Consider the following 17,667-nt stretch of genomic DNA (forward strand, 5'->3'; position numbering starts at 1 on the left):
AAACAATAAAATAAAATTAGAACTATAATTTAAGAAGATAGATTTATGAAAAAGTTAATTGTACTCGCAGCTTTAGCCCTTTCACCTGTATTTTCCGCACAGGAAATGGTAACCAGGCCGGTGCAGTCTTACCAGACAGCCCAGTATCAGGCGAAAAGAAAAGCTTTCGTAGACAACCTTTTGTCTAAGATGACTTTAGATGAAAAGATTGGCCAGCTCAACCTGCCGACATCCGGAGATTTTACCACAGGACAGGCTCAAAGTTCAGATATCGGAAAAAAAGTAGAGCAGGGATTAGTAGGAGGATTATTCAATATAAAAGGAGCTGAAAAGATCAAGGCAGTTCAGAAAGTGGCCATAGAAAAAAGCCGTCTGAAAATTCCTTTGATCTTCGGAATGGATGTCATCCACGGCTACGAAACCACTTTCCCTATTCCACTGGGACTTGCGGCTTCATGGGATATGAATCTTGTGCAGCAGTCTGCAAGAGTAGCAGCAAAAGAAGCTTCCGCAGACGGAATCAACTGGACATTCTCCCCAATGGTGGACATTTCCCGCGAACCAAGATGGGGAAGAGTTTCCGAAGGTTCCGGAGAAGATCCGTACTTAGGAAGTGAAATTTCTAAAAATATGGTTTACGGTTATCAGGGAAAAGACCTTTCCGTTGGCAACACCATTTTAGCTTGTGTAAAGCACTTTGCATTATATGGAGCAGGAGAAGCCGGTCGTGATTATAACACAGTAGACATGAGCCATGTGAGAATGTTCAACGAATATTTTCCACCTTATAAAGCAGCAGTAGATGCCGGTGTAGCCTCTGTAATGGCCTCCTTCAATGAAGTGGACGGAGTTCCCGCAACCGGAAACAAATGGCTTCAGACCGATGTGCTGAGAAAAATGTGGAACTTCAAAGGTTTCGTAGTCACCGATTATACAGGGATCAACGAAATGACAGAGCACGGGATGGGAGATCTTCAGCAGGTATCTGCTTTAGCCCTGAAAGCCGGAGTGGACATGGATATGGTTGGAGAAGGATTTTTAACTACCCTTAAAAAATCTCTGGATGAAGGAAAAGTGACACAGGCAGAGATCGATATAGCAGCAAGAAGGATTCTTGAAGCGAAATATGACCTTGGATTATTCGATGATCCTTACCGCTACGGTGATGCAAAACTGGCTGCAAAAGAAGTTTACAGTATGGAAAACCGTAACATCGCAAGAAGTGCGGCAGCCCAGTCAATGGTTTTATTAAAAAATGAAAATCAGGTATTGCCACTGAAGAAATCCGGTACAGTAGCCGTAATCGGGCCGTTGGTTAATAACTCGATGAATATGGCCGGAACATGGAGTGTTGCCACAAAACATGCCGCTTCAATATCCCTGATGCAGGGACTTCAGGCTAATTACGGGAAAGAAGTGAAATTCCTTTCCGCAAAAGGATCGAACATTGATTACGATGCCAAATTAGAAGAGATTTATGCAGCTCACGGTAAAAAAACAGACCGGGATAATCGTTCCAAAGAAGAATTACTGAAAGAAGCCGTTGACGTAGCCAACAAAGCGGACGTTATCGTTCTGGCAATTGGAGAATCTGCAGAAATGAGCGGTGAATCCTCTTCAAGAACCGAAATTACCATTCCCCAGTCTCAGGTTGATTTATTAAACGAACTGAAAAAAACAGGAAAACCCATTGCTATGGTGCTTTACACAGGACGTCCTTTGGCATTGACCAATGTAAAAGATACGCCTGATGCCATCCTGAATGCATGGTTTGCCGGTTCAGAAGCAGGAAATGCTATTTCAGACGTTTTATTCGGGAAAGTAAACCCTTCAGGAAAACTTCCGATGACCTTCCCGAGAAGCTTAGGACAGGTTCCTATCTATTATAATGCAAAAAATACAGGCCGCCCGCTGAGTCAGGATAAAGTTGATAAATGCATATACGAAAGATTCCGTTCCAATTATATGGATGAATGCAATACACCGCTGTATCCGTTCGGGTATGGTCTGAGTTATTCCAAATTCAGCTATTCTGACATGTCCGTTTCAAACCCAAACCCGAAAGGAAATCAAACTATTCAGGCTGCGGTAACAGTGACCAATTCCGGGAACTATGACGGGGCTGAAGTAGTACAGCTATACATCAGGGATAAGGTAGGAAGCATCACCAGACCGGTGAAAGAGCTTAAAGGATTCCAGAAAATATTCCTAAAAAAAGGAGAATCTAAAAAAGTAACCTTCAATATTACACCGGAAAGCCTGAAATTCTACAATGGAGAACTGAAATTCGACTGGGAACCGGGAGAATTTGATATGATGATCGGAACCAATTCAGATGATGTAAAACATTCCAAGATCAATTGGACTAAATAATAACCAAAGCCATTCTTTTGAGTGGCTTTTCCCTTCTTTGGCATGATTTTTAATCGCACATTTGTAGCTTTAATATAATAATTATGAAAAAAACGATTTTACTTTGCACAATGTTCCTGGGATCCTTCACGTTTGCACAGACAGCAGGCGGCGACAAAGATGCCCATGGATGCATAGGCTCTGCGGGATACACCTATTCTCAGATCAAAAAAGATTGTGTAAGGGTTTTTGAGCAGAAGATTAAATTAACAGAAGTTGCTCCTAAAGGAAGCGCCACTTCAATGGCGGCCGTTATTTTCAGTAAAGATCTGAAAAAAGCCGAGGTTTTCATTCCTGATACTGATGGAGAAAGCCTTATTCTTACAAGATCAGGCAAAGCTAAAGTCTGGAAAAAAGACGATTACGTATTGGTTCCTTTCCAGAAAGATGAATATCAGCTTAAGAAAGACAATGTTGTGATTTATCAGTAAATCCCAATTTTATAAAATAAAGTAGAGGCTGTCTGTGAAGACAGTCTTTTTATTTAAACGGCATACAGGATTTAAATTCTATCGGTGATACCCTTACCCGAACTTACGTTCAATAATATATTATATACGCCTCTCAAAATGAGTTTTTTTCGTATCTTAGATCAACTAATACCTTGTTTCAAAACTTCAAACCATTAATATTTTAAATATGAGAAAAACTATTTTACTGGGCGCAATATTCCTCAGTTCTTTTGCATTTACCCAACAAAAAACTCCGGTTGTAGGAGGTGATAAAGATGTTCATGGCTGTAGAGGTTCAGCAGGCTATACGTATTCACAAATCAAAAATGATTGTGTCAGGGTTTTTGAACAGAAAATCAAGTTAAAGGAAGTGAACTCGGATAAAAATTATACTTCCATGACAGCTGTTATTTTTAGTAAAGATATGAAAAGAGCTGAAATTTTTATACCGGATGCCGCAACAGCCATCTGTTCAGGTTGGATGCAGGTGCGCGGAGCAAGAAGATGGCGCAGTGCCGATGCAGGATTTGCCATGAGCGACCACGCTGACTGGAAAGGATTATTGCAGGCCGTAAAAGCTACAGAAGCTGAAATATTGCACGTTACCCACGGTCAGACCGAAATTTTTTCAAAATATTTGAACGAGATAGGGATCAAAGCAGATGTCGTACAGACACAGTTTGGTGAAGATGAAGAAGAATCTGAAAAGGAAATCATTGAAAACCCTGAGCCATGAAACACTTTGCAGATTTGATCAATGCATTGGAAACCACCAATAAGACCAATGCTAAAATAGATGCCATCCTGGATTATCTGGAACGTGCCCCGGATGAAGATAAAGTATGGTTCATTGCCCTGTTTACCGGCAAAAGGCCCAAAAGGAATGTGAACACCAATTATATGAAAGAATGGGCGCTGGAGATCACACAGCTGCCGTTCTGGCTGTTTCAGGAAAGCTATTCTTCGGTAGGAGATCTGGGAGAAACCATTTCATTGATCCTTCCCCCGCCTTCAGAAAAAATAGACCGCACTCTTTCCCAATGGATGCTGGATATTGTTCAGTTAAAAGATAAATCTGAAGCCGAAAAAAAGGAATTCGTACTCACATCATGGAACGGGCTGGATTATACCGAACGTTTGATATTCAATAAATTACTTGGCGGAAGTTTCCGTATCGGGGTTTCTGGTAAAACCCTTATCAATGCTCTGACTAAATTTTCTTCCCAGGAATCGAGCACACTGATGCACAGCCTGATGGGAAAATGGATGCCCGGCGAGATTTCGTTTCAGGAACTTATTTCGGCTAAAAATGTAAACCCGGATAATTCAAAACCCTATCCTTTCTGTCTTGCTTATCCTCTGGAAAAAGACCTGCAGGAACTTGGAAATCCCGGAGAATGGCAGATAGAATACAAATGGGACGGTATCCGAGGCCAGATCATCCGAAGGAATGATGAAGTCTTTATCTGGTCAAGAGGTGAAGAGCTCATTACAGATCAGTTCCCGGAAATAAAAGAAACCGTACAGGCTATGAAAGGCAACTTTGTTTTAGATGGAGAAATACTTGCGGTAAAGGATTCTAACATTTTAAATTTTAATGAATTACAGAAAAGATTAAACAGGAAAACTTTAACTAAGAAAATGCTGGCAGATATTCCTGTAGAAGTTTTTGTTTATGATCTTCTGGAGCTTGAAGGAACCGATCTCCGGGAAAAATCCATAGCGGCCAGAAGAGCTATGCTGGAAGAATTGCTTCTGAATGAAACCCCTCAAAACATTAAACTGTCCAGGGTTATTGATTTTGAGAAATGGGAAGACCTGAATACAATACGTGAAGCATCCAGAGCCATCAACAGTGAAGGCCTGATGCTGAAACAGAAAAACTCCCCTTACCATTCCGGACGTAAAAAAGGCGACTGGTGGAAATGGAAAGTAAATCCTTTAACGATTGATGCTGTCTTAATTTATGCCCAAAAAGGAAGTGGAAGGAGAAGCGCCTATTACACAGACTATACATTTGCCGTGAAAAACGGGGATGCCTTGGTGACCATTGCGAAAGCCTATTCCGGACTGACCGATAAGGAAATTATGGAAGTCAGTAAGTTTGTCAATAAAAATGCCATTGAAAAATTTGGGCCTGTACGTACTGTGAAAGCCGAACTGGTCTTTGAAATTGCCTTTGAAGGCATAGGATTCAGCAGCAGGCACAAAAGCGGTGTTGCCCTGAGGTTTCCGAGAATTGTAAGGTGGCGGAAAGATAAAACCGCAGATGAAATTGATGAACTTGAAGAAATAAAAAAACTCATCCAATAATTTGAAAGCATTTGAAAACAGCAGCGGATTCAGGATCATTCAGCAGTGGATGGCCGGTAAAGGCATTTCCCCTTTCAAATTTCAGACCAATACATGGCAGAAATTCGGGAATGGGTACAGTGGAATGGTCGTGGCACCCACAGGTTTTGGGAAAACATTTTCCGTTTTTCTTGCGCTGGTTTCAGATTTCATGAACCGTCCTGAAGAATACAAAAAAGGCCTGAAAATGATCTGGATCACTCCCCTGCGGTCCTTATCCAAAGACATTGCCAAAGCCATGCAGGAAGCAATGGATGAAATTGGCCTCGACTGGACCGTTGGAGTAAGAAACGGAGATACAGATCAGAAAGTTAAACAGCAGCAGATAAGGAATATGCCGGAAATTCTGGTGGTTACTCCCGAAAGTCTTCATCTGCTTTTGGGGCAAAAAAACTATGCCCGGTTTTTTCAGGATATGAAATGCGTCGCGGTTGATGAGTGGCATGAGCTGCTTGGCTCAAAACGCGGTGTTATGGTAGAACTTGCCATTTCTCAGCTGGGAAAATACGTTCCGAAAGTAAAAATATGGGGAATCACAGCAACGATCGGAAATCTGGATGAAGCAATGGATATTTTAATTCCCTATGACATCAAAAAAACGAAAATCACAGCAAAAGAATATAAAAAAATAGACATTATCCCTGTGATTCCGGATGAGCTCGATATTCTTCCCTGGGCAGGACATTTAGGTGCAAAACTAGCCGATAAAATCGTTCCGATCATTATGAATTCAAAATCTACCATTGTTTTCACCAATACACGGAGCCAGAGCGAAATGTGGTACCAGCTTCTACTGGATGTATATCCCGACTTTGCAGGTCAGATCGCCATTCACCACAGTTCTATTGACGCTCATCTCAGAATTTGGATCGAAGAGAATTTAAGTGCAGGAAAGCTGAAAGCCGTGGTATCCACCTCTTCTCTGGATCTCGGAATTGATTTTAAACCTGTAGATACCGTTATCCAGATTGGTTCGGCAAAAGGTGTTGCAAGGTTTCTCCAAAGAGCCGGACGAAGCGGCCACTCCCCTTTTGAAACCTCTAAAATTTACTGCGTACCCACCCATTCTCTTGAGCTGATCGAGGTAGCCGCCTTAAAAGAAGCCGTTAAGCAGAAAGTAATAGAACCCCGCGAACCGCAGGTGTTGTGCTTCGATGTACTCGTCCAGTTTCTGATGACCCTGGCAGTCGGAGACGGATTTTATCCTGAAGAGACCTTTGAAAGAATAAAAAAAGTATTCGCTTTCCGCGAAATGACCGAAGAAGAATGGAAAAGCATCCTGGACTTCCTGACCATCGGCGGAAGTGTCTTGAAAAACTATGAAGAATTCCATAAAATTGTTATTATGGAAGACGGCCTCTACAAAGTGACTTCCCGGAAAATTGCAATGCTCCACCGCATGAATATGGGCGTTATTGTAAGTGATGCGATGCTGAAAGTGAAATTTATTTCCGGCGGCTATATCGGAATGGTAGAAGAATATTTTATCTCAAAATTAAAAAAAGAAGAAAGGTTTATACTGGCCGGACGAACGCTTGAAGTCGCCATGATCAAAGATATGACGGTTTATGTCCGTGCTGCAAAAGGAAAGGCTATGGCTCCCAGTTATCTCGGCGGAAGGCTTCCTTTAAGCTCAAACCTGGGACATTTTCTGCGTGAAAAGCTTTCTCATGCCTTAAATCCGAAAGCTTCAGAAAAAGAGCTGAAGTTTTTGCATCCGTTATTAGTCAGTCAGGAAAAAAGATCCCATATCCCCAAAGATGATGAATTTCTGGTGGAACTGATCAAAAACCGTGAAGGCTATCACCTTTTCATGTATCCTTTTGAAGGACGGCTGGTACACGAAGTAATGGCTGCATTAATCGCTTACCGTATTTCAAAACTCGCCCCGATCTCTTTTTCTATGGCCATGAATGACTATGGTTTTGAACTCTTCAGCGACAAGGAAATCCCTTTGAATGAAGATAATCTGAATAAAATTCTTACCCGGGACAATCTGATGAATGATGTGATAGCCAGTATTAATTCTGCGGAAATGGCACGGAGGAAATTCAGGGATATTGCAGTCATCTCAGGAATGGTGATCCAGAATTATGCAGGGAAACAGCGTTCCAATAAATCGCTTCAGAGCTCTGCCGGGCTTATTTTTAAAGTTCTGGAAGATTACGACCCCAACCATTTCCTCGTAAGGCAGGCATACACCGAAGTTTTCAATATGCAGCTTCAGGAACCGCGTCTTGTGGAAGCTTTTAAAAGAATCGAAAGATCGAAAGTCATTTTAAAATATTCCCATACCTTTACGCCTCTAAGTTTCCCGATCAAAGTAGACAGCTTAAGGCAGACACTTTCCAGTGAAAGCCTTGATGTAAGAATCAGGAAAATGGTGGAACAGGCACGAAAAAGTGGCTGACATTTTTTTTATTTTAAATGATGAATGATGAATGATGAATGATGAATGATGAATGATGAATTTTAGGGTTATGTTACAAAATAAAACTCCCGTCCTTATCTTCCGATTTTTTCAACTTTTAAAAAATCATTAATATATTTCACACCGGACACTGTACAAAAAATGAATATTGCAGTAAAAAATATCACACTTAACAACGACATTTTCACGTTAACCAACCAGCGGGCGGCGTTCTGGAAAAAAGAAAAGGCGCTGATACTTTCCGATCTTCATATTGGAAAAACCGCCCATTTCCGGAAAAACGGAATTGCACTGGCCAATCACATTATGAAAAGTGATCTGGAAAGGCTTTCTTTTCTTATCGAATATTTTGAGCCTGAAAAATTCATTGTGGTTGGGGATCTTCTTCATGCGGGAGACAATTCGGATGTAGACGAATTCTGTAGCTGGAGAAACCAGTATCCTGATCTTCAGTTTTACCTTATTGAAGGAAATCATGACCGTCTGTCAGCGAAATTGGAGGAGAAACTATGCTTAAATTTTAAATCTGAATCTTTGTCGGTCAATGGTTTTACTTTTATTCATGACTTTGAAGAAACCTTACCGGAATTTCAGATTACAGGCCATATCCATCCCGGCGTTGTACTGAACTCTGCGGTGAAAAAGATTAGGCTTCCGTGTTTTGTTCAAACTCGAAACCAGCTTTTATTACCTGCTTTCAGTGAATTTACAGGATTGGATACCCGGAATATTCCCAAAGGAGGAACATTTTTTGTATTTACGGATTCCGATATTCATGAAATTTAAAAGAATCTATGCTTTGTGTGTCTTTGGTTATTCTGAAATTAATATATCACAAAGCAATACTGAATACTGTAAAATAAGGTTAAACAAAGGCATAAACTCAGCAAAGAAATACAAAATAAGCCCTTGCAAACATGTTTGAATTGGCATCTTCATTTTCTTTTCCGGAACCAGCTCCTGCCGAAGGAATAGCCTGGTTTTTAAAAATTCCGTTTCTTTGCATTAAAGCCACTCTATCCAATGAAAAAATCAGAAGCCACCCGATTGAATATTCTCCAGAAAGCCTTTGAACTGATTTACGTGAAAGGCTATCAGACTACCAGCGTAGATGAGATTATCGCAACTACCCAGGTCACAAAAGGTGCCTTCTATTATCATTTCAAAACAAAAGATGAAATGGGCCTGGCCATCATTAATGAGCTTTTAATAAACAATTTCAAAGATACCTTCATTAAACCTTTACAAAACAGCGCCCATCCACTGGAAAGCATCTATGACCTGATGTACGGCATCCTGATGGAAAACGATTTTTTAAAGGTAGAATATGGCTGTCCTGCATCCAATTTTACTCAGGAAATGGCTCCCTGGAACGTAGATTTCACGAAAGCATTAAATGAACTTTCTGCACAAATGGAAAACGCAATCATAGAATGTATTGAAAAAGGTAAAAATGAAGGGACCGTAAAAAATAATGTGGATGCCAGGGAAATTGCTGTTTTTGTAATGTCCGGCTATTGGGGAGTAAGAAATTTAGGGAAACTTGAAAATTCAAAATCCGTATATCTTATTTATTTAAAAGGACTTAAGTCTTATTTTGAGTCACTGCAATAATTTTTTTATCAAAAAACATACTAATTAGTATGTTTTATTATACCTTTGATGCGTTCTAAAAAATTCATCATGTACCAGACGTTTACATTTCTGCATTCCCTGTTCCGGTGGGTAGTTTTATTAAGTCTTATTTATGCGGTGTGGGTAGCCTTTAAAGGATATTACTATCGTGAAACCTTTTCAAAGAAGGAAGATTCAGTACGCCACTGGACGGCAACAATCGCTCATATCCAATTGGTTTTGGGTATTATACTTTACTCAAAAAGTCCCATTGTACAATATTTCTGGAAGTATTTCAGTGAGGCTAAAACATCTTTAGATCTTCTGTTCTTCGGCTTGATCCACATTTTCCTTATGCTCACTGCCATTGTACTGGTTACTGTAGGTTCTGCTTTAGCTAAAAGAAAAGCTGCGGACCGGGAAAAATTCAAAACAATGCTCATCTGGTTCACGGTTGCCCTGGCTGTTATTTTTATGGCCATTCCGTGGCCGTTCTCGCCTTTTGCCAACAGACCTTATTTCAGATAATTATGATACACTTATTTAAAACAAAAACCGGACGCCTGAGAATTCTGGCTATTTTGGAGGGAATATCCCTGCTAACCCTTATTTTCGTTGCAGTTCCTGTAAAATACTGGCTGGGAAATCCTGCTCTGGTAAAAGTAATGGGACCGGTTCATGGAACTTTATTCCTGCTTTTCCTGTTTAATACTTTAAGCGTAGGAGTCGAACAGCAGTGGAAGTTCAGGGAAACCACCTGGAAAGTAATTCTGGCATGTTTTATTCCTTTCGGGACCTTTTATATTGACAGAAAAATTCTAAGCAGGCTATGAAAAATACACTGATATTTGGTGGGATAATTTTTACCGTTTACATTGTTTACCGGGTTTACAGATACCAGACTTTAGATGATGGCCTGGATACACTTGTTAAAAAAGGAGCTGTTATCCTGGATGTGAGAACTGAAACGGAATATAAAACGGGCCATATTGAAGGTTCCGTCAATATTTCTCTTGGAACCATTAGAAAAAGATATGTTGAACTTAACCGGGACCAAACGTATATCACGGTGTGCTCTCACGGTTTACGCAGTGTAAAAGCTGAACATATTTTAAAGGAAAGAGGCTTTAAACATGTGCATAACGGGGGTGCATGGAGTGATCTTCAGGAAGTATTAATAAAATAATCTCCAAAAGAATCAATAATCATCGGGCAGTTATTTTTCAGCTGATCAGCATCCATTCCGGCAGGATTGAAAAAACCACATCAATTCCATTGTTTTTAAGAAAAATTTAAACTACCAATACCACAAAAGTTGTTTTTGGTCAGATATTTGAATTTAATGAGCAAGTATCATTGATTTTCAATTCAGAAGTAAATCATTTGAGTTCTTTCAATACCAACCATTAAAATATAATATTATGTCAACACAGAATTTAACCCATCTCGAAGCTATTAAAAAAATAAAGGAACTGTCGGAAGCAGCAAGAATATGCATGTTCTGTACTGAGCTGGAAACCGTTCCGGTGAATTCCCGTCCTATGACCCTGCAGGAAACGGATGACAGTGGAAATTTATGGTTTATCAGCAGCGCAAGCAGCAATAAAAATTTTGAAATAAAGGATGACCGGAGAGTGCAGCTGTTTTTTATGAACAACAGTGATTCTCAATATCTTTCCGTTTACGGTGAAGCGTCTGTTTATAAGGATAAAGATACTATTGAAGACAAATGGTCGCCAATGGCTAAAGCTTGGTTTGACGGAAAAGATGATCCGGATGTAACCATTATCCGTGTAGAGCCTAAAGAAACGTACTATTGGGATACGAAAGCAGGAAAGCTGGTCAGTCTCTTCAGTTTCGTAGCATCTGCCTTAACCGGCATTAAGACGGACAATTCTGATGGTGTGGAAGGAAATGCAACGGTATAAGCATTTAATAAGTGTACATGCGTCATAAAAGTTTGATATTAGTATGATTTAAGATCATTTTGATAGTGAATACATTTAATACTTTCTCTTTCAAATTTACTCATCATTTTAATAACAATAAATCCTGAAAACAATTTTCAGGATTTATTTTTTAGCCTGTTTGGCTGTTCGTAATTTATATTTCAAACGGTTAAACCTGTTCATAAAAAATTTCATCCAGAAACAATTACTAAAGAAAAATATTCTTCTCGAATAAGGAAATCTTGCAGGTTTATTTCAGTTATAAAAATCTGCAAAATCTGCAAAATCTGCAAAATCTGCGAGATTTTAAAATTCAAACAGCATCTACTCTACTTCAAAAATAGCCTGAATTTCTACAGACGAATTCACAGGAATAGAAGAAGCCCCCAAAGTAGCTCTTGCGTGTTTCCCTTTTTCTCCAAAGACCTCCACTGTAAGGTCTGATGCAGCATTCATAAGATCTGCATGCTTTGTGTAATCTTCTTTTGTGTTGAAAATTCCCGTCAGCTGTACGCATTGTTTTACCTTATTGAGATCCCCGCCTGTGGCTTCTTTTAAAACAGCAATAACATTGAGCATCGTAGCTTTTGCAGCTTCTTTTACCTGCTGTTCAGTAACGTCAACCCCTAATTTACCCGGATTCAGTATTTTCCCATCCTTCAGGGCAACCTGATTAATGAAGACCAGATTTCCGGAACGGACAAACGGTTTATAGTTTCCGGCAGGCTGAGGAACCTGCGGCAGAATAATATTTTTCTGTTTCAGAAGGTCGTTGATATCCTGCGATTTTTCCGTATTTGCAGCGGGCTGTTTTTTAGGGAATGTTCCTTTCAGGGCTAAGGCTGTTTTAGCAAAATTTCTTCCCTGGAGTTCTGCAAGTCCGCGTTCGTCTTTTGTGGGCCTTTCAACGTCTTTCAGCGATGCCAGGCTTGTTGTTCCCAAAACTGTATTTCCCTGTGGAATGGTTTTGCTGATGTTTTCATAACCGCGGATTCCATTGGAAACAAGTATCATTCCGTGAACGGCAAGACTATTCCAGAAGGCATTAAGGGCAAGCTCTTTTCCGGCTCCACTTCCTGCAGACATAAAAACCGTTGCAGGCATACCTTCCAACGAATGATTGGTCCATAAATTGACGGTTTTGGATAGAAATTCACTCATTCCTGTACTGATATTTCCAAAATAAACAGGTGATCCAAAAGCAATTCCATCATAAGAAGGCAGTTCCTCCACTGATGCTACAGGAATGTTCTTTAATTTAGGGTTCGGGGATTCTTTAACCTGCTTAATCACTGCAAGAGCATTTTTATCACTTTCAATACCGGATGCAATTTCTTTAGCCAGCTCATAAGTTCCGCCATTGTCGGAGTGAATGAGGACCAGGATTTTGATTGTTTTATCTTGTGCCATGACAGTAGTTATTTTTAATAATAAAATGAATACAAAAAATATACTTAGTTTTTTCATTTTTAATAGGATAATAATTAAAGGACAAAATTAGTATTGTCGTTTTTATTAAATTTGCCAAAAATTGTATGCAGAACGACATCGTGAAATGCGGTTTAAGAGAACAAAACAACAATCAATTTGTAGATACTATTGAAAAAGAAGCGTATGTCTGGTGTGAAAAAGACTGGAAACACGATGAGCAAGAGCATGCGCATCAGCGGGCCCAGCTTACTTTTGTAGAAGAAGGGTATCAGTATTTCCATATAGATAAGAAAATTTATCTTGTGCCCAGGCATCATGTCATCTGGATTCCTTCCGGCAAGCCTCACAGAATTACTTCAGAAGCGAAAACGGTCAGCTTAATGGTCTTTCTGTTTAAAAATGTCTTTAATGATGATTTTTACCGGAATGTTCATGTTTTTGCAGTTCCCCCGGTTTTGAAGGAGATGATTCTGTATGCATCCAAGTGGAATCAGCTGGTAAAAGAAGATGAAGAGCAGGATTTGTTTTTTAAAGCTATTCTAAAAAGTCTGCCGAACTTCTGCAGAGAAAACAGTCCTCTTGAAATTCCTGTTCCGTCAGATATCAGGCTTATTCCGGTCTGCACATCCATCAATTCAAATTTTAAATACAGCCTGAATGCTGATGAGCTGGCGGAAAAAGCACGGATGTCGGTAAGGAGCTTACAGAGAATTTTTAAAAATGAAACAGGAATTACTCTTCAGAAATACCTTCAGCTTGTAAGAATATTAAAGAGTATAGAGCTTATCGATACAGGCAGGTATACTTTAAGCGAAATTGCTTATCAGGTGGGCTACCAGAGCCTGTCGGCTTTTACGGCTTCTTACCAATCAGTGATGAAGACCAAACCCAAAGTAAAAAGAATCACCTAAGGTGTTTCATCGTGGGCCATATCTACCGGTTTAGATTCCGGTGAACCTTTTTCGCGGAGCCAGATAGAAAGTATAACTATGGAAAAAACGGCTAAGAATTCGCTTTGCCAGTTTTGAAAGGATTCAAACCAGAACCTGGATTCCGATATGTACTGTAATGCTGTAACGGTAGATTCGTTTTTTATGATCTGCTCTTCGTTATACTCCTTAAGGCTTCCGTAGAAATGCATTCCAAAACTCGCAATAGGCTATGGACAGAGAATGCTTATAAACAGCAAGCCATATTCCACCTTTCTTAACGGGCCACGGAGCTTTTGCATGAATTTCCGGTTCTTTATCTACCTCTTCTTCTCCTTCCAGCGATTTTGATTCACTGGAACCTTTCTGCCTCAGGGAAACCGTCAGTACAATATACAGCATCATCTGTAAAAATTCGCTTTCCCAGTTTTCAAAGGTTGCCTGTATAAAATGTCCGCTATGGATATAGGCTCCCAAGCTGATCCCGGAGCTGCCCTCTTCTGCCAATTCTTTGTTCAGGGTTGTCCAGCCCGTGAAAAACTGCCCTGTAAGGCAGGAAAGCATTAATACAAGCAGAACAATACTTAAACTGTTACGGTAAAAGAAACTTTTTTTAGACATTTACGTATTTTAAAGTTTAAGGTTTAAAATTCATAAGTTTTATCCGTTGATGATCAGGCCGCCGTTGGGATGGAGGACCTGCCCCGTAATCTGGGCCGCACCGTTTCCTGCAAGAAACAGAAAGCTGGCTGCCACTTCTTCCGGGGTAGCATTTCTTTCAAAAGGAGGCTTATCGGGATTTTCCTCTTCGTCTCCGAAGGTCTCTTTGGTGAGCGGTGTTGCAACGGGTCCGGGTGCTACCGCATTGATGCGGATTCCTTTCGGTTTTGCCTGCAGTGCCAGAGATCTTGTAAAAGATACAATAGCGCCTTTTGTTGCGGCATAATCCAGAAGCTCCGGATGTCCCTGGTAAGCAGTTGCAGAAGTGGTATTAATTACGCTGCTCCCTTCTTTCAGATAAGGGAAAACCACTTTTGTAAGCAGGATCATTCCTATAATATTGGAATCAAAAGTTTTCCGGATATTTTTTTCTTCAAGATCTTCTATATTTTCTGCCGGAAACTGTACCCCTGCATTATTGATAAGAACATCAATTCCTCCAAAGGCTGAAACCACTTGTTCTGCCGTCTTTTCACAGAAATCATACTCATTGATATCACCTTTGAAAGTAATGCATTTCCTTCCGAGTTTTCCGATTTCTTTTTTTGTTTTTTCTGCATCTTCATCATCTGTATGATAGATTATTGCGATATCAGCTCCTTCCTGTGCAAAAAGTAAAGCCGTTGCCTTACCGATTCCGCTGTCTGCTCCGGTAATAAGAACTGATTTGCCTTTTAGTTCATTCATCTGAAAATTATTTTAAGATCAGGAGTTGGTTGATTTCACTTTTGAAGCATCCGAGAATGAATTCTGTGTAGTAAAGCTGTGCGTTGAGAGCCTGTGTTTTGGGATGCAGTTCCAGTTTTTTGGTCAGGATAATCTCCCCTTTGTAGGAAAATGCAAAATAGGCAAATATCTTATAGGATGAACTTCTGATGGGTGTACAGTAGCCTGTGGTAGCAATTGACCAGTCAGAGTTGAATATTTTAGCTGCATTAAGAGCCATGGTCCGGGCAATGTTTTCGGATACGCAGTCACATTCCTCGGCTTCCTGTCTGTCAACATTCAGCAGTTTTACTTTTTGTGGCAGTGTATAGGCTGTTATGCCCCCGTTATAAAAGAGAGAGGCATTCGGCATCTGGGAAAAAGCCAGCTGCAGGCATCCTGATGTAACGCTTTCTGCAATAGAAATGGTTTCACCGGCAGTCATAAGAGATTGGCTTATATATTCTAAAAGGTTTTTTTGAAATTCCATAATTTTTAATATTTAGTAGTGGTGTGAAGGTGTGTAGAAGGTCTACTTATTTCTTTCCGGTTCAAACTCCCAGACTCTGTGTCTGGAAACAGCTTCAATGAACTGCTTGTAGGAACGGCCGTCTTTCCAGATGATCACAGCGGGATCTTCATGTTTTTTCATAGCTATATTGCTATTGTCATATAGAGCTTCTGTCCCTGATCCGAAGTAAATTGCCTTACAGTGCTTATACGCTTCATTGATGAATCTCAGTACATGGTGTCTGTTCTCCGGAGCCATCAGCTCTATTGCAGATTGTTCTCCGGCACTGATGTACAGGGCATCAAAACATACACTTGCCGTACTTGTCAGAGAATGTTTTGGAATCATTGAGCCGTCGGTGGTTTTAACGGGAGCCAGGCTTGGTGCAATAAGCTCTACTTTTGCTCCTTCTTTTTCAAGTTTTGCTTTCAGATCATTGAGAGCTGTTCCATCTGCGCCATTGGCCACAATAAACCCGATTTTTCTGCTTTTGATGGTATCTTTAACGGTATTCTGCATGCTTAATGCTTCAGATATCTTCGTGTTCGGTTCTCTTTCCTCACTCTGAAGTTCAGCGATGTTACCATCTGCGGGAATGCTTTGGTTGGGCTGTTTTAGCTTTTTGACTGTGACGCCTAATTTTTCAGCAACCTTTTTGGCAAGTGTTTGATCAATGAAGGCCAGTTGTCCCACCATTCTCTCCCTGATCTCCGGTATTGTTACTTTCGACAGTTCAAAAACAAGGGCATTCTGAAGGTGTGTCTGCTCTGGAACAGACTGGCTGTTGTAAAATAATTTTGCCTGTGAATAATGATCTACAAAGCTCTGGCTTCTTTTTCTGACTTTTTCTCCCGAAACTCTTTCTTCGTGGGACGTAAATCCTCCTTCTGACATCATCGCCTGGAAAGGACATCCTCCTCCGATGGAATTCGGTTCGTAACTGACTTTTCCCTTTACAATCTGCTGTCTCATATGCCCGTCACGCTGGTTGTTATGAACTGTATTGACAGACCTGTTGATTGGGATTTCATGGAAGTTGGGAGATCCTAATCTGGACAGCTGGGTATCGGTATATGAAAATAATCTTCCCTGAAGCAACGGATCGTTGGTAAAATCAATCCCGGGAACAATATGTCCCGGATGGAAAGCAACCTGTTCTGTTTCTGCGAAAAAATTATCCGGATTTTTATTGAGCGTTAAAGTTCCTACGATTTCTACACGAACTTCTTCTTCGGGAACCAGCTTGGTAGGGTCCAGAAGGTCGAAATCAAATTTATGTTCGTCTTCTTCCGGGATCAGCTGCACACCGAAATCCCATTCCGGGAAAGCTCCGTTTTCAATGGATTCCCACAGATCTCTTTTGTGAAAATCGGGATCTACCCCTGAGATTCTCTGTGCCTCATCCCAGGCTACAGAATGCACGCCTAATTTGGGTTTAAAATGAAATTTAACAAAATGTACTTTGCCCTCTTCATTAATGAATTTAAAGGAATGAACTCCGAAACCTTCCATCATCCTAAGGCTTCGCGGGATGGCTCTGTCACTCATCAGCCACATGATCATGTGCATGCTTTCGGGCATAAGTGAGATGAAATCCCAAAATGTATCATGGGCGGAAGCTGCCTGCGGCATCTCATTATCCGGTTCCGGCTTCACGGCGTGAACAAGATCCGGAAATTTAATCGCATCCTGAATAAAGAAGACGGGCATATTGTTGGCCACAAGATCATAATTTCCTTCTTCCGTATAAAATTTTATGGCAAAACCTCTTACATCTCTTGCCAGATCGGTACTTCCTTTGCTTCCTGCCACTGTTGAAAACCTTACGAAAACCGGGGTTTCCTTTCCAACCTTTGACAAGAATCCGGCTTTGGTATAGGTGCTGAGGCTTTTGTTGAGTTTAAACACTCCATGCGCTCCTGATCCTCTTGCATGTACTACTCTTTCAGGAATTCTTTCATGATCGAAATGGGTGATTTTTTCTCTCAGAATAAAGTCTTCCAGCAGTGTCGGGCCTCTTTCACCGGATTTTAATGAATCCTGGTTATTATTGATTTTTAATCCCTGATTGGTGGTCAGTTTTTCATTTTCATTGGAAGTTGTGTGTTCATTCAGCTGGTCTAACTTTTCGTTGTTTTGGTCGTCGTTTTTCATAATGAAT

At 40.5% G+C, this 17,667-nt stretch carries 16 protein-coding genes and 2 pseudogenes; 12 read left to right on the top strand and 6 right to left on the bottom strand.

Features of this window, described 5'->3' with window-relative positions; genetic code table 11:
• Window positions 1-45 precede the first annotated feature (45 nt).
• The 6 genes and pseudogenes from bglX to pdeM all read left to right on the top strand — a co-directional run bounded on the left by bglX (window position 46) and on the right by pdeM (window position 8,433).
• Entirely contained in the window at window positions 46-2,373 is a 2,328-nt protein-coding gene (gene bglX / locus IX38_RS13670) for a beta-glucosidase BglX (RefSeq protein ID WP_034705920.1), read from the top strand.
• Between the two features lie 83 nt (window positions 2,374-2,456).
• Complete coding sequence (locus IX38_RS13675; RefSeq protein WP_034705921.1) at window positions 2,457-2,843, top strand: hypothetical protein; 387 nt, start codon at window positions 2,457-2,459, stop codon at window positions 2,841-2,843.
• A gap of 466 nt (window positions 2,844-3,309) precedes the next feature.
• Window positions 3,310-3,600, top strand: a pseudogene (locus IX38_RS23480) (ligase-associated DNA damage response exonuclease); the annotation flags it as partial.
• Window positions 3,597-5,177 carry an ATP-dependent DNA ligase gene (locus IX38_RS13685; RefSeq protein ID WP_034705922.1) on the top strand — a complete coding sequence of 527 codons (1,581 nt, stop codon included), beginning with the start codon at window positions 3,597-3,599 and terminating at the stop codon, window positions 5,175-5,177. The pseudogene IX38_RS23480 and the gene IX38_RS13685, both read left to right, overlap by 4 nt.
• 1 nt (window position 5,178) lies before the next feature.
• Entirely contained in the window at window positions 5,179-7,626 is a 2,448-nt protein-coding gene (locus tag IX38_RS13690) for a ligase-associated DNA damage response DEXH box helicase (RefSeq protein WP_034705923.1), read from the top strand.
• Window positions 7,627-7,788: 162 nt separating this feature from the next.
• Window positions 7,789-8,433 (top strand): ligase-associated DNA damage response endonuclease PdeM, encoded by a 645-nt coding sequence (gene pdeM, locus IX38_RS13695; RefSeq protein ID WP_034705925.1) that lies wholly within the window; start codon window positions 7,789-7,791, stop codon window positions 8,431-8,433.
• Between the two features lie 97 nt (window positions 8,434-8,530).
• Here pdeM and IX38_RS23375 read toward each other — a convergent pair whose 3' ends face one another.
• The gene (locus IX38_RS23375; RefSeq protein WP_262483455.1) at window positions 8,531-8,653 is read right to left on the bottom strand and encodes a hypothetical protein; all 123 of its coding nucleotides are present in this window, start codon (window positions 8,651-8,653) and stop codon (window positions 8,531-8,533) included.
• Between the two features lie 17 nt (window positions 8,654-8,670).
• Between IX38_RS23375 and IX38_RS13700 the strand changes: the two genes are divergently transcribed.
• The 5 genes from IX38_RS13700 to IX38_RS13720 all read left to right on the top strand — a co-directional run bounded on the left by IX38_RS13700 (window position 8,671) and on the right by IX38_RS13720 (window position 11,189).
• Entirely contained in the window at window positions 8,671-9,261 is a 591-nt protein-coding gene (locus tag IX38_RS13700) for a TetR/AcrR family transcriptional regulator (RefSeq protein ID WP_034705927.1), read from the top strand.
• A 69-nt stretch (window positions 9,262-9,330) separates the two neighbouring features.
• The gene (locus IX38_RS13705) at window positions 9,331-9,789 is read left to right on the top strand and encodes a hypothetical protein (RefSeq protein ID WP_034705928.1); all 459 of its coding nucleotides are present in this window, start codon (window positions 9,331-9,333) and stop codon (window positions 9,787-9,789) included.
• Window positions 9,790-9,791: 2 nt separating this feature from the next.
• Window positions 9,792-10,094, top strand: coding sequence for a DUF3817 domain-containing protein (locus IX38_RS13710; protein ID WP_034705930.1), 303 nt, complete (start codon window positions 9,792-9,794; stop codon window positions 10,092-10,094).
• Window positions 10,091-10,447, top strand: a complete 357-nt coding sequence (locus IX38_RS13715; protein WP_034705931.1) for a rhodanese-like domain-containing protein — start codon at window positions 10,091-10,093, stop codon at window positions 10,445-10,447. Before IX38_RS13710 ends, IX38_RS13715 begins: the two co-directional genes overlap by 4 nt.
• A 235-nt stretch (window positions 10,448-10,682) precedes the next feature.
• Window positions 10,683-11,189 (top strand): pyridoxamine 5'-phosphate oxidase family protein, encoded by a 507-nt coding sequence (locus IX38_RS13720; protein WP_034705933.1) that lies wholly within the window; start codon window positions 10,683-10,685, stop codon window positions 11,187-11,189.
• Between the two features lie 345 nt (window positions 11,190-11,534).
• Here IX38_RS13720 and IX38_RS13725 read toward each other — a convergent pair whose 3' ends face one another.
• Complete coding sequence (locus IX38_RS13725) at window positions 11,535-12,677, bottom strand: NAD(P)H:quinone oxidoreductase (protein WP_034705934.1); 1,143 nt, start codon at window positions 12,675-12,677, stop codon at window positions 11,535-11,537.
• A gap of 68 nt (window positions 12,678-12,745) precedes the next feature.
• On the opposite strand from IX38_RS13725, the gene IX38_RS13730 reads away from it, so the two are divergent.
• On the top strand, window positions 12,746-13,552 hold the full coding sequence (locus IX38_RS13730; protein WP_034705936.1) for an AraC family transcriptional regulator: 807 nt from the start codon (window positions 12,746-12,748) through the stop codon (window positions 13,550-13,552).
• Here IX38_RS13730 and IX38_RS13735 read toward each other — a convergent pair.
• The 4 genes and pseudogenes from IX38_RS13735 to IX38_RS13750 all read right to left on the bottom strand — a co-directional run bounded on the left by IX38_RS13735 (window position 13,549) and on the right by IX38_RS13750 (window position 17,660).
• Window positions 13,549-14,191: pseudogene (locus IX38_RS13735) on the bottom strand (DUF6766 family protein). The gene IX38_RS13730 and the pseudogene IX38_RS13735 sit on opposite strands and share 4 nt — an antisense overlap.
• A 39-nt stretch (window positions 14,192-14,230) precedes the next feature.
• Window positions 14,231-14,977 (bottom strand): SDR family oxidoreductase, encoded by a 747-nt coding sequence (locus IX38_RS13740; protein ID WP_034705937.1) that lies wholly within the window; start codon window positions 14,975-14,977, stop codon window positions 14,231-14,233.
• 7 nt (window positions 14,978-14,984) lie between these two features.
• A complete protein-coding gene (locus tag IX38_RS13745; protein ID WP_034705938.1) occupies window positions 14,985-15,485 on the bottom strand; it encodes a CinA family protein in 501 nt (166 codons plus the stop codon).
• 42 nt (window positions 15,486-15,527) lie between these two features.
• Window positions 15,528-17,660: a catalase gene (locus IX38_RS13750; RefSeq protein ID WP_034705940.1), complete on the bottom strand. Its 2,133-nt coding sequence runs from the start codon at window positions 17,658-17,660 to the stop codon at window positions 15,528-15,530.
• Between the last annotated feature and the right edge of the window lie 7 nt (window positions 17,661-17,667).

This window comes from Chryseobacterium luteum (genome assembly GCF_000737785.1).
In the GTDB taxonomy this organism is placed as follows: Bacteria; Bacteroidota; Bacteroidia; order Flavobacteriales; family Weeksellaceae; genus Chryseobacterium; species Chryseobacterium luteum.